Source organism: Paenibacillus sp. yr247, assembly GCF_900103825.1.
Taxonomy (GTDB): Bacteria; Bacillota; Bacilli; order Paenibacillales; family NBRC-103111; genus Paenibacillus_E.
This window is the reverse complement of the sequence record NZ_FNIF01000048.1, coordinates 1-12,956: the sequence shown is the minus strand read 5'-3', so window position 1 is coordinate 12,956 and position 12,956 is coordinate 1. Positions and strand designations below refer to the sequence as shown.

The 12,956-nt window shown below is 47.6% G+C and carries 9 protein-coding genes and 4 pseudogenes; 9 read left to right on the top strand and 4 right to left on the bottom strand.

The features are described 5' to 3' along the window. Positions 1-25: 25 nt before the first annotated feature. Positions 26-226, bottom strand: coding sequence for a hypothetical protein (locus tag BLT91_RS29430; RefSeq protein ID WP_217635299.1), 201 nt, complete (start codon positions 224-226; stop codon positions 26-28). A 267-nt stretch (positions 227-493) separates the two neighbouring features. Between BLT91_RS29430 and BLT91_RS33305 the strand changes: the two are divergent. From BLT91_RS33305 to BLT91_RS29395, 8 genes and pseudogenes are all read left to right on the top strand, one after another. Beyond that, positions 494-1,390 (top strand): annotated as a pseudogene (locus BLT91_RS33305) (AraC family transcriptional regulator N-terminal domain-containing protein); the annotation flags it as partial. A 105-nt stretch (positions 1,391-1,495) separates the two neighbouring features. Next, positions 1,496-3,019: a glucose-6-phosphate dehydrogenase gene (zwf, locus tag BLT91_RS33300; protein WP_175532596.1), complete on the top strand. Its 1,524-nt coding sequence runs from the start codon at positions 1,496-1,498 to the stop codon at positions 3,017-3,019. Next, positions 2,997-4,985, top strand: a pseudogene (gene tkt / locus BLT91_RS29420) (transketolase). The gene zwf and the pseudogene tkt overlap by 23 nt, the downstream one beginning before the upstream one ends. A 48-nt stretch (positions 4,986-5,033) precedes the next feature. After that, the gene (glpX, locus tag BLT91_RS29415; RefSeq protein WP_090827708.1) at positions 5,034-6,011 is read left to right on the top strand and encodes a class II fructose-bisphosphatase; all 978 of its coding nucleotides are present in this window, start codon (positions 5,034-5,036) and stop codon (positions 6,009-6,011) included. Positions 6,012-6,055: 44 nt separating this feature from the next. Beyond that, the gene (gene fsa, locus BLT91_RS29410) at positions 6,056-6,724 is read left to right on the top strand and encodes a fructose-6-phosphate aldolase (RefSeq protein ID WP_090827707.1); all 669 of its coding nucleotides are present in this window, start codon (positions 6,056-6,058) and stop codon (positions 6,722-6,724) included. A 41-nt stretch (positions 6,725-6,765) separates the two neighbouring features. Further along, positions 6,766-8,115 (top strand): glucose-6-phosphate isomerase, encoded by a 1,350-nt coding sequence (locus BLT91_RS29405; RefSeq protein WP_090827706.1) that lies wholly within the window; start codon positions 6,766-6,768, stop codon positions 8,113-8,115. A gap of 17 nt (positions 8,116-8,132) precedes the next feature. Beyond that, the gene (gene gndA, locus BLT91_RS29400) at positions 8,133-9,551 is read left to right on the top strand and encodes an NADP-dependent phosphogluconate dehydrogenase (protein WP_090827704.1); all 1,419 of its coding nucleotides are present in this window, start codon (positions 8,133-8,135) and stop codon (positions 9,549-9,551) included. 97 nt (positions 9,552-9,648) lie between these two features. Next, on the top strand, positions 9,649-10,656 hold the full coding sequence (locus tag BLT91_RS29395) for a type I glyceraldehyde-3-phosphate dehydrogenase (protein WP_090827702.1): 1,008 nt from the start codon (positions 9,649-9,651) through the stop codon (positions 10,654-10,656). Between the two features lie 298 nt (positions 10,657-10,954). Here BLT91_RS29395 and BLT91_RS29390 read toward each other — a convergent pair whose 3' ends face one another. From BLT91_RS29390 to BLT91_RS34110, 3 genes and pseudogenes are all read right to left on the bottom strand, one after another. Continuing rightward, positions 10,955-11,296, bottom strand: a complete 342-nt coding sequence (locus tag BLT91_RS29390; protein WP_175532595.1) for a protease complex subunit PrcB family protein — start codon at positions 11,294-11,296, stop codon at positions 10,955-10,957. Positions 11,297-11,309: 13 nt separating this feature from the next. Further along, complete coding sequence (locus BLT91_RS29385) at positions 11,310-11,747, bottom strand: S-layer homology domain-containing protein (protein WP_368086868.1); 438 nt, start codon at positions 11,745-11,747, stop codon at positions 11,310-11,312. A 54-nt stretch (positions 11,748-11,801) separates the two neighbouring features. Further along, positions 11,802-11,897: pseudogene (locus BLT91_RS34110) on the bottom strand (hypothetical protein); the annotation flags it as partial. 805 nt (positions 11,898-12,702) lie between these two features. Here BLT91_RS34110 and BLT91_RS29375 point away from each other — a divergent pair. Continuing rightward, positions 12,703-12,956 (top strand): annotated as a pseudogene (locus BLT91_RS29375) (mercuric reductase); the annotation flags it as partial.

Sequence of the window (12,956 nt, the reverse complement as noted above, 5' to 3'; positions counted from 1 at the left end):
CAACAAGCACTTTTCAGTGCTACTATTACATGGACTGAGATGGCACATTCGACAAGAGCGGGCCGAGTCCTTCGGTAATCGTTAGATGATTGAAAACGGCGTCACGGAGCTTTGAATACGGGAGCTCTGCCAACATCGCCGTTTGGACCGCGGCCACGATCTCTCCGGCCTCGGAACCGATCATCGTGAAGCCGAGTATGCGGTCGTCGCTCCCACTGACAAGCATCTACATGGAAAATGATAACATTTTGCATCTTTAGGCAAGTATTTTGCAGGAATAGCCTTTTTCGTTTCGCATGTTCAAGTAATAATATCTGTATAAGCCTTGTGTTTCGTCGGTTGCCTCCGTTTGCAGCACAACAAAATCCTCCTCTTTGCATTCTCAGATTTATCTGGATACAAAGCGTATTTTGTCCTGCCATAACGGTGAAATGAAGAGAACGAACAGTATTGGTAGAAGTAGACTTATAACAATAAAGGCTGGTGAAACTGAATGTCGGACCAAATACTCGGCACTTTATTGGAAGAAAGCGCCTCCATTCGTCAAGAGACGTTAGATCAACTCATTGCGATGACGGAGAGGATTACCACTGCAGAAGGCAGCACGCATACCATTATCCCGTTTCTTACTATTTTCCGTAAAAGCCTTCAAACTACGCCGATTCCTGATTTGTTGACCCCTTCATTATGTATCCTTCTTCAAGGAACAAAGAAACTTCATTTTGGCCAAGACCTCATTCATTATCGCCCGGGCGATTATTTTGCATCTTTGATTGATATCCCTGCATCCGAAAATATCATCGATGCTACAAAGGAGTCACCTTATATCAGTATACGCATTGATCTTACGGCGAAAGAAATCGCTACTGTGGTGATTGAGGCTGAAATCAGCATGAAACCAAGGGATACTAAGCTGACCGCCAGAGCGTTCTTTGGAAAATCCGACGCCCACCTTTTAGACTTACTTATGAAGTTACTGAAGCTTACCGACAAACCCAATGAAGCTCGCTTTCTGTCTGGACTCATCAAGCGTGAAATGATATTCCATTTACTGTCGCGAGATAATGGGTACTTATTTTTCCAACAGGCGGTCTTATACCAGCAATCTGACAAGGTCAGCAGCGCCATCGAATGGATTAAAACTAATTACGCCCGTTCCTTTACCGTCGAGGAGCTTGCAAAATCAATTAACATAAGCCTCTCGGGACTGCATCATAAGTTCAAAGCCATCACGACAATGAGCCCTTTGCAGTATCAGAAGCTGCTCCGCCTTCAGGAAGCAAGACGCCTTATGCTGAGCGGTTCTATGGGAGCAATGACTGCCGCTAGTAAAGTTGGCTATGATAGTCCATCGCAATTTAATCGAGAATACCGGAGGCTTTTTGGCCTGCCTCCTCATCAAGATATAAAGACTATGCGCGAAAGCTCCATGATTTCCGGAGTTTACGAAAATAGAAACCAGAACAAGAACGCAATACCAGAAGGAGAGAGGAACATGGAGCCAACCACATTTGTTTTGTTTGGAGCGACAGGGGATTTAGCCAAAAGAAAAATTTACCCTGCTCTTTACAATTTGTTTGTCGATCAGGAACTGTCCCCATCGTTCGAAGTGATCGGTCTTGGCCGTAGTGAGCTAACAGACGATACATTTCGGGCTAGGGTTGAGCATTCCATCCGTAGTTTTTCCAGACGCGAAGCGAACAATTCCGCATTGATCCATGATTTCCTGCATGCATTCCGTTACCGTGTTCTGGATATCGGCCGCAAAGAAGATTACATGAAGCTGTTGCGGCTGATCGAACAGCGGGAAGAGGAGCTTCGCATTTCGCCGAATCGCCTATTCTATTTATCAGTCGGTCCCGAATTTTTTGAAAGGATCGCTGCGGGCATTCAGGAAAGCGGGCTCGGTTCCGCAAATGGATGGAAGCGTCTCGTGATCGAGAAGCCATTTGGCCATGATTTGCAATCTGCACGCGATTTGAATCAAAAGCTTAGCCAAGCTTTTGAGGAGCACGAGATTTTCCGAATCGATCATTACCTGGGAAAGCCGATGGTACAGAAGCTTGAGATTTTACAGCAAAATTCGGTCCTTAAAGCATTATGGGACAATCATTATATTGCTAACGTGCAGATTACGGCTATCGAAACCGTCGGTGTAGAAGAAAGAGCGGGCTATTACGATCACGTAGGTGCCGTAAGAGACATGTTCCAAAACCATATGCTGCAATTGCTTATGATGCTGGCAAGTCATCTACCGAACAACAGTGATTCCGAAATGGTGCGATTTAAGAAGAAAAAGGTGATGGAAGCCCTCGAGCCGCTGCAAAAACAGGATGTTAGCGCCAACGTGATCCGCGGGCAGTACAAAGCGGGAGCCGTTCAAGGAAAGCCGGTGATCGGCTATACTTCCGAACCGGGAATTGCTGCCACATCCATGAATGATACGTTCATTGCCGCTAAATTGCAGATCGACGATTTCTTCTGGCGGGGAGTTCCTTTTTATATCCGCACAGGCAAAAGAATGAAGGATAAATCGACGCGGATTGTGATTGAGTTCAAGGAACTGTCAAAGATGTCCTCACAGGCAAATGCTGATGGAAAATCGCCTAACCTTCTGGTATTTGAAATTAGTCCTAATGAAGGCATTACGCTTCAATTAAATACGATGGACCCGCAGCATAAAGGGGGGGTGAAGCCCATTCATATGGACTTTCATGAAAGTCGTGACAATGTTCACGAAGCTTACGAAAATTTGATTTATGACGCTTTGCATGGAGACCCCACGTTCTTTGCGCATTGGGACGAAGTCGAATTGTCGTGGAAATGGGTTCAACCCATCTTAGAAGCATTCGAAAAAAATCTGGTTCCGCTTCATCCGTATGCAGCGGGCACTTATGGACCTGCCGAGTCCGATGCGTTATTGGCGGAGGACGGCTATCATTGGTGGTTCGATGCTAAGCCTGAACAAGAATTCGAAACCAAAGGGAGAGAACAATATGCCTTCCACAAAGACCATTGACCAATTAGCTGTCGATACGATCCGAACGTTGTCAATCGATGCCATAAACCGCGCCAATTCCGGTCATCCTGGGTTGCCCATGGGAGCGGCGCCGATGGCCTACGCTCTTTGGTCCACACTGTTAAATCACAATCCCGGCCATGCAAAGTGGTTTAACCGCGATCGTTTCGTTCTTTCTGCGGGTCACGGTTCGGCCCTGCTCTACAGCCTCTTGCACTTGTCCGGATATCAGGTGTCGCTTGATGATTTGAAACAGTTTCGCAAGCTGAACAGCAAGACGCCGGGACATCCCGAATATGGGCACACGGACGGAGTAGAGGCAACAACGGGACCTTTGGGACAAGGTATTGCGATGGCAGTCGGGATGGCGATGGCCGAAGCTCATCTGGCCTCGAAATTCAATCAAGACGGTTTCCCGGTCATCGACCATTATACGTATGCGCTGGTCGGAGATGGAAGGAATCTCTTATGAGGCGATGTCCATGGCAGGACATATGAAGCTTGGCAAATTAATCGTATTGTACGATTCCAATGACATCTCGCTGGACGGAGCGCTCAACCTTTCCTTCGGGGAAAATATGCAAAAAAGAGCGGAATCGGCTGATTGGGAATATCTGCGTATTGAGGACGGCAATGATATTTCGCAGATTGCCGAAGCGATTGCGGCAGCCAAGCGAAACGAATCGCAGCCGACGCTTATCGAAATTCGGACGATTATCGGTTACGGCAGCAAGGTAGCGGGAATGAACAAGGCGCACGGTAATCCGCTCGGCAAAGAAGAAGCGAAGGCAACAAAGGCGGCTTATGGCTGGAATTATGAGGAAGAGTTCACCGTTCCGAAAGAAGTCAAAGCTCATTTCGAGCAGCTGAAACATAAAGGCGAGGCCAAAGAAGAAGAATGGAACAAATTGCTCGCTTCCTATAAAGCGAAATACCCTCTGCTCGGCGATGAGCTCGAGCAGGTCATCAACGGTTCCGTGTCGATTGATGCCGCAGATATCCTTACGTTTGACGCTTCCAAGGCCATTTCAACCCGCGTAGCGAGCGGTGAAGCTATCAATCATTACGTGAAAATCGTACCTTCCATTTTTGGAGGCAGCGCGGATTTATCGCATTCGACGATGACGGACATCAAGGGGGAGCAACCGTTCGCCGCTGAGTCCTACTCGGGACGCAATATCTACTTTGGCGTCCGTGAGCATGCCATGGGCGCAGCCGGCAATGGCATGGCCCTGCATGGCGGCGTTAAACCATTCGTGAGCACCTTCTTCGTATTCAGCGATTACTTGCGCCGTCAATCCGCTTGGCTTCGCTGCAAAAGCTGTCTGTGATTTACGTATTTACCCATGATTCCATTGCCGTCGGGGAAGATGGACCTACGCATGAGCCCGTCGAGCAACTGGCTGCACTGCGCACTATCCCTGGACTGACTGTCATTCGACCGACCGATGCCAATGAAACGGCAAGCGCATGGGCGTATGCCTTGCAGCAAACTGTAGGTCCGATAGCCCTGGTACTGAGCAGACAGAATTTGCCTGTATATGAAGCGACCAAGGCCAATGTTGAAGGGGTAGCCAAAGGAGCTTATGTCCTGACGGAAACGAACAATAATCCGGATATCATCCTGATCGGAACCGGATCCGAGGTTTCTCTGGCTGTGAATGCGAAAACAGAGTTAGAAAAAGGAAATTTGTCAGTTAGAGTCGTAGCCATGCCAAGCAAGGAGCTTTTTGAACGCCAGCCGGCATCCTACAGAGAATTCGTGCTTCCTCCTTCTATTACCAAACGTGTATCCATCGAAGCTGGTATTTCTCTGGGATGGGAGCGTTATGTAGGTCCACATGGACAAGCGGTAGCTATTGATACTTTTGGAGCATCGGGGTCAGGTATCGAAGTCATGGAACATTTCGGATTCTCCGTAGAAAATGTCGTTCGGCTATCGAAAGAAGTACTCGGTAATTCATAAAGCAAACGAATTCCTCTTGCAACAACGTCACGAAAGGTGGAGAAGATGATGGAGCGTGAATTAGCGTTAGAGGTCGTTCGTGTAACGGAATTAGCCGCATTGGAATCCGCCTCTTGGAATGGAAAGGGAGATAAAAACCACGCAGACGCAGCGGCAACTTCAGCGATGCGGACCATGTTCGATTCCATGTCTATTAAAGGAACCGTCGTGATCGGAGAAGGAGAAATGGACGAGGCGCCGATGTTATACATCGGCGAGAAGTTAGGAAACCAGCAGGGTCCGGAGGTAGACGTAGCGGTCGATCCACTGGAAGGGACATCATTGGTGGCAAAAGGCTTGAACAATGCGTTGTCGGTCATTGCGATTTCCAATAAAGGAAATCTGTTACATGCTCCGGATATGTATATGGAGAAGCTTGCCGTCGGGCCCGCATTGGCAGGAAAGCTTGATCTGCTTGACCCCGTAGAAGTAACGTTATCCAAAGCAGCCACGGCTCTGAAGAAAAAGGTTTCCGATCTAAGTGTGATGGTGCTTGATCGCGAAAGACATCAAACCTTGATTCAAGCTTTGCGGGATAACGGCGTGAGAATAAAATTTCTTTCGGACGGTGATGTGGAAGGCGCCATTGCGACCGCGTTCCCGGAAACGGGAATTGATCTTTATCTCGGATCGGGCGGCGCGCCGGAGGGAGTGCTGGCTGCAGCGGCTTTGAAATGCTTAGGCGGCGATTTCCAAGGCAGATTAATTCCGGAGAATCAAATCCAATACGACCGTTGTGTTGCGATGGGGCTTCAAAACCCGCTTAAAGTGCTAACCATGGAAGACTTAGTAGGAAATGATGATGTGATCTTTGCGGCGACAGGTGTGACTAACGGAGAATTTCTGAAAGGAGTGAGCTTTCTCCCCAATCAACAAGCGGAGACGCACTCCGTGGTGATGCGTGCCCAAACTAGAACGATCCGTTTTATCAAGACGATCCATTATTTGCCGATTAAAGCCGGGCATCATGAGATAGTGTTCGCATAACACAAGCATCAATTAATTATTTACATTAAATGGAGGTTTTCGACATGAAATTTTTTATCGATACTGCAAATGTAGAAGATATCAAAAAAGCGTATAAAATCGGCGTCTTATCTGGAGTTACGACGAATCCGTCCTTGGTTGCCAAAGAAGGTGTGAAATTCGAGGAGCGAATTGCCGAGATTTTGCGGGAAGTACCCGAGGTTGAATCCGTTTCTGCCGAAGTAACGCCTGATGCGGTGACAGCTGAAGACATGATCGCGCAAGCGAACGAACTGATCAAAATCAATAATCATGACAAAAACATTACCATCAAGCTTCCGATGACGCTGGCGGGCTTGGAGGCTTGCCGTTGCTTGACGAAAAAAGGCGTGAAAACCAATGTGACGCTAATCTTCACTGTGAACCAAGCGCTCTTGGCTGCTCGCGCAGGCGCTACCTATGTCTCTCCGTTCCTTGGCCGCTTGGATGACATTTCGGAAGACGGCGTACAGCTCGTCTCGAAAGTCGCCGAATTGTTCCGTACGCATAACCTGAACACGCAAATTATTGCGGCATCTGTCCGTCATCCGGATCACGTGACTCGCGTAGCGATGGCAGGCGCACATATTGCAACGATTCCATTTGCGGTTATCGAACAAATCTCCAAGCATCCTCTAACGGATCAAGGGATGGAGAAATTCGCTGCCGATTGGAAAAAAACAGCGCAGCTTTAAGATGCGATGAACTAAATACCGTTTCAAAGGAGACGTTCCAGATGGCTATTACATTTGATTATTCCAATGCTTTGTCATTTATGCAGCAACATGAAGTGTCTTACTTTAGCAAGTTTGTGATCGCTGCTCATCGTATGCTTCATGAGAAGGAAGGCCCTGGCTCCGATTATCTGGGCTGGGTGAATCTGCCGCTTCGATATAATCAAGAAGAGTTTGCGAGAATCAAACAGGCTGCACAACGCATTCGCAGCCATTCCGATGCATTGATCGTCATTGGCATCGGCGGTTCCTATTTGGGGGCAAGATCCGCGATCGAAGCGCTGTCCCACACGTTTCATAACCAGATGAACGGGAATACCCAAGTGTATTTTGCCGGGCAAAATATCAGTTCGACGTACATCACCCATTTATTGGAGCTTCTGGAGGGCAAGGATATTTCCCTGAATGTCATTTCCAAGTCGGGAACGACAACGGAACCGGCAATCGCATTCCGTATTCTGCGAGATTATATGGAGAAGAAATACGGAAAAGCGGAAGCGCGAAAACGTATCTTTGCTACAACCGATTCATCTAAGGGTGCATTAAAGAAGCTTGCCGATGAAGAAGGCTATGAAACCTTCGTCATTCCCGACGATGTAGGCGGACGCTACTCCGTTCTAACAGCCGTAGGGCTTCTGCCTATTGCCGCTGCCGGACTCGACATCGATCAAATGATGGCGGGAGCCGCCGCTGCTGCGAGGAAATACGATAATCCTGACCTTGCTTCCAATGAGAGCTATCAATATGCGGCCGTTCGCAATGCCCTTTACCGTAAAGGGAAAACCATCGAGCTTCTGGCTAACTTTGAACCGTCCTTGCATTTTGTTTCCGAATGGTGGAAGCAGCTGTTCGGCGAAAGCGAGGGCAAAGACCAGAAGGGGCTTTATCCCGCTTCCGTCGATTTCACGACCGATTTGCATTCGATGGGGCAGTATATCCAGGAAGGCCGGCGCGATCTCATCGAGACGGTGCTGTCGGTAAGGAAGCCGCGGGTGGAGCTGACCATTCAAGAGGATCCGAGCAATCTGGACGGTTTGAATTTTGTTGCGGGTATGACGATGGACGAAGTGAATAAGAGGGCCGCTGAAGGCACACGTCTAGCCCATGTTGACGGAGGCGTGCCTAATCTGATTGTAGAGCTGGATGAGCTGAATGAATATACGTACGGCGAAATGGTTTACTTCTTTGAGAAGGCTTGCGGCATCAGCGGCTTGCTGCTCGGGGTGAACCCGTTCAATCAGCCGGGCGTGGAAGCGTACAAAACCAATATGTTTGCGCTGCTGGGCAAGCCCGGGTTTGAGGCGCAAAAAACTGAGCTCATCAAACGTTTATCAGCAACAGGACAGGAATGACAGGGAGGCGATTTACAATGACGAACCAACAAATCGGCGTGGTCGGCTTGGCCGTGATGGGGAAAAACCTCGCCTTGAATATCGAAAGCAAAGGGTTCTCGGTGGCTGTATTCAACCGTTCGCCCGAGAAAACGAATGAGCTTTTAGAGGAAGCGCGAGGAAAAAATTTCGTCGGTACGTACAGCGTCGAAGAATTTGTCCAATCGCTTGAGACGCCGCGAAAAATACTTATCATGGTAAAAGCAGGACAGCCGACGGACGATACCATTAATCAGCTCGTGCCCTACCTAAGTCCTGGGGATATTCTAATCGACGGCGGAAACGCTTATTTCCCTGATACGCAAAGAAGGAATAAAGAACTGCAAGCCAAAGGATTCCGCTTTATCGGCGCGGGTGTTTCGGGCGGCGAAGAGGGCGCGCTGAATGGCCCTGCGATTATGCCAGGCGGGCAAAGAGATGCATATGAACTGGTCGAGCCGATATTGACCGCCATTTCGGCCAAAGTGAACGGCGATCCTTGCTCGACCTATATCGGAGAAGACGGCGCCGGCCATTATGTCAAGATGGTCCATAACGGCATCGAATACGGCGATATGCAGCTCATCGGCGAAGCGTATCACCTGCTTAAGGATGTATTGCACTTAACTACAAGCGAGCTGCATGACATTTTCACCGAATGGAATAATGGCGAACTGGATAGTTATTTGATCGAAATCACCGCGGATATTTTCGCGAAGACCGATACGGAGACGGGAAAACCGATGGTGGATGTTATCCTCGATTCGGCGGGACAGAAAGGAACCGGCAAATGGACCAGCCAAAGCGCACTGGATTTGGGCGTTCCGTTATCCATCATTACCGAATCCGTGTTTGCCCGCTTTATTTCAGCGATGAAAGAAGAGCGCGTACTTGCAAGCCGGCGCCTTAAAGGTCCGGCGACATCAAGCTATGACGGCGATCCCAAGGAATTCATCGAAGCCGTCCGCCAAGCGCTATATGCAAGCAAAATCGCATCTTATGCGCAAGGCTTCGCACAGATGAGATCCGCTTCAGATGCTTACAATTGGAATTTGAACTATGGCGGTATTGCGATGATTTTCCGAGGCGGCTGCATTATCCGCGCAAGGTTCTTACAAAATATTATGGATGCGTACGACCGGGACCCTGATCTGAAAAACTTGCTGCTGGATGAATACTTCGGCGGGGTTATCGCAAAGTATCAGGCAGCTTGGAGAAAAGTCGTCTCGATTGCCGTCGCGAGAGGGATTCCGGTTCCTGCTTTCGCTTCTGCTTTAGCGTATTATGACAGCTATCGTACGGAGAGGCTTCCGGCTAATTTGCTGCAGGCGCAGAGGGATTATTTCGGGGCCCATACGTTCGAGCGGAGCGATCAGAAGGGAAGCTTTCATTTTCAATGGATGGAAACGAACGAATAACATGTAATACAAACTGTATATAAAGGCACTTCTATGGACGGTTTGAATGATCACCTTCATAGGTCTAATAAAATACAACATTCATAGGAGGGTTACAATGGGCGGAATAGGAATATATGGATTCGGACGTATTGGTAGGCAATTATTGAGGGTCGCTTTACAGGATGAACTTTTCGTTCCGGTTTCCATTTCGGATATTAAAGACGAAGCAACGCTTGCGGCTCTATTCGAAGTGGATACTAACTATAAACGCTGGCCCGAAGCTGTATCCGGACGAGAAGGTCATATGGTTATCGGCGGACGGGAAATTCAGTTTATCAATTCGTCAAAAGAAGTTCCGGATTGGAAACGCTTGGGTGTTGATCTAGTAATCGACTGTACGGGTCGAGCCGTTACCCGTGCCGTTGCTCAAGTTCATTTGGATCGTGGTGCTAATAGAGTACTGGTTAGCGGACCCAGCAAGAGCCTTGAAGATTGTGATGCCGTATTGCTTAAAGGGATAAATCTGGATAGTTTTGATCCGGAAAAACACAAGATCATTAGTATGGCGAGTTGTACGACCAATGCGTTGGCCCCAGTCGTCAAAATAGTCAGAGAAAACTTCGGAATAAAGTTTGGTCTATTCTCGACCGTGCATTCCTATACGAACACGCAATCGCTAACAGATCAGCCTATGAAGGACCGACGGGATTCGTGGGCGGCTGCGGAAAATATCATTCCCTCTTCATCTGGGGCTGCAAGGGCCCTTAAATTCATCTGGAACGATTTGCAGATTACAGGGAAGGCATACCGAATTCCAACTCGTACCGGTAGTATTGCTGAATTGAACCTTGTGACGGAAAAGCCTTGTTCCGTGCAAAAGGTAAACGATATTTTCCGAAGTGCCGCAAAAGATGGCCCGTTGAAGGGAGTCTTGGATGTTTTGGAAGGTGAATGGGCATCTTCTCGTATTGTAGGCGATTCTCATTCCTCCATTATTGACCTTCCTTTAACCCAAGTACAGGGAGAGATTCTCTCCATAGCAACTTGGTACGATAATGAATGGGGTTACGCTTCTCGTTTAGCTGAAGTTGCGGCATATATAGCAAATAATAAAAATTATTAATTTTGGATCACAAGGATTGTCTCTAATTATAGAGACAATCCTTGTGATTTAACAGAGCGATAGCTTAACATAAACATAATGAATAGAATCCAAAAAGTCGGTAATCCTTAGCGCAGGAAAACCGACTTTTTCTTTTGGTGAAAACTGTATTAGCGAGTGGGCTTTACGTAATTTGGTTGGCGGTACCCCATTCAAGTTGAACGGGGAATTTATTCTGCCATATAATTTACGGCATGTTGCTGGCTATAGGTGACGTAGAAAAGCCCTTTACCTCTCTTTCTTGATTGTCGGGTTGACCTCAATCCTTTTGCACATCGTCTATGGTATTGACATGTACCGCGTAAGCAACACCTGGTGCTTTTCCTTTTTTGGCTGACTCAACCAGATTCTTAATCGCTTCAGAACTCGCGGTTTTAGACGGTGCAGGTGAAGGGACGGCATCCGGTTCAGCCACAACATTATATTTAGAGGAAACATACGTCACAGCTTTTGCTTCCGTCATCACATCGGCATACGCCTCATCAGGCTGCGGGTCGCGCAAGGTGGAAGTAATAAGGGCCTGGCCGTTCTGATCAAATCGGATGTTGTTGATTTCAATGCCGTAGCCGGCGTTGGGCATGCTGCCCCGGGACAATGTCACTTTGTTGACATCATCATTCATCTTCTATGGAAACTGTAACTTTGTCGGATAAGGACGGTTTCTGGGCGCTAGTGACATGAAGGGCATTATACACCCAAGTTGTTGCTTCACCGCGCGTTAGCTCGTTCTTGGGTAAGAAATTGCCATCCTTATCAAGTTCAGTAATTCGATAATGGATCAGCCGCAATGCGAAGCTCTCGATATCCGGAGTGATTTGATCCTGGTCTTTGACATTTGCGGATATCTTGATCATGGGAAGATTATATTTTCGCCCCAGAACAGGAATGAGCAATTTGGTGAATTGTTCGCGCGTTATCGTGGAACTCGGGTTCACGTCCTTCGGAATGACCACTCCGTTAAAGTGCGCAATAATAAACGAGTTAGAATACCAAGCATCATTCATAACATTCGGATAGAAATTCGATGCATTCGGCAGTTTAAATAAACGCAGTTTATCAAAAGTAAGATGGAATGCCTTTACAATAATTTGTACGGCTTCAGCATAACTGAGCTTGCTTTTCGGTGCGTAATGCATGCTATCGATTCCGTCTACGATCTCAAGGGATTGAAGTGCGGTTATCGACTTTTGTTGTCCGCCTTCAAGATCGGTAAATGCATAATCGGAATTTTAAAAATAGCTACTGGCCAAAACTACAGTTGAAGTTAGAACGGCTGCTTTTTTCATAATCTACTCCTTAGATCATATTCCCCTTACAGTGGGGTGTTTATTAAACGCCTCTTACGTTTCAAAAGTTGCAAGTAAGGCAACTATACCAATCTAACTTCAATCCCTTGATAGGAGCTGGACGCCCCCCCCCCCCCCCCCCCGCGCAATTTCCCCCCCCCCCCCCCCCCCCCCCCCCCCCCCCCCCCCCCCCCCCCCCCCCCGGCTGCGCAATTTCAAATCACACCCAAAATTCAGGTAAATACCCATATATTTAATGACGTGATGGACGAATCGATCTTACCGAAAGACAAACTATCTGAGGAATAAAACTCGTGATATTTAGAGGAGTATCTTCATGTTACATATTCACATAATATATGTCTTTGTATCCGTCGCTCAACTAAATGGCAGTTTAAAGCAACACCGCTTTAAACGTATTAAAGTAAATAAATGGTTTTTGGAGGGTAAATTTGAGGTTGCGATTATGTATTGAGAATTTGTAAAGAACTGTGATGAGATATTACATTAATTGTAATGAAATATTACATTTACCTAACATATTGCAATTTTAGGCAAGTATTATGCAGGAATAGTCTATTTCGTTTCGCATATTCAAGTAATAATATTCTTGTGTGGCGAAATCTGAGTGTAAACAAGGAGGATTTTGATGTCTCAATCAGAACATTTCGAAGCACTGGTCCTTGGCAGCGGCCAAGGCGGTAAGTTACTGGCCTGGCACTTGGCACGATCAGGTAAACGGGTTGCTGTCGTGGAGCGAAAGTGGGTCGGGGGCTCATGTCCAGCCGTCGCCTGCCTGCCCAGCAAGAATGAGATTTGGAGCGCGAGAGTCACGCATCTGGTGCAGCATGCCGCTCAGTTTGGTACGGTGGTGGACGGTTCCATCACGACCGACATGGCGAAGGTTCGTCAGCGCAAGCAAGATATGATTGACCGAGAAATTGCTCTTCATTTGAATGCCTACAAATCGAGCGG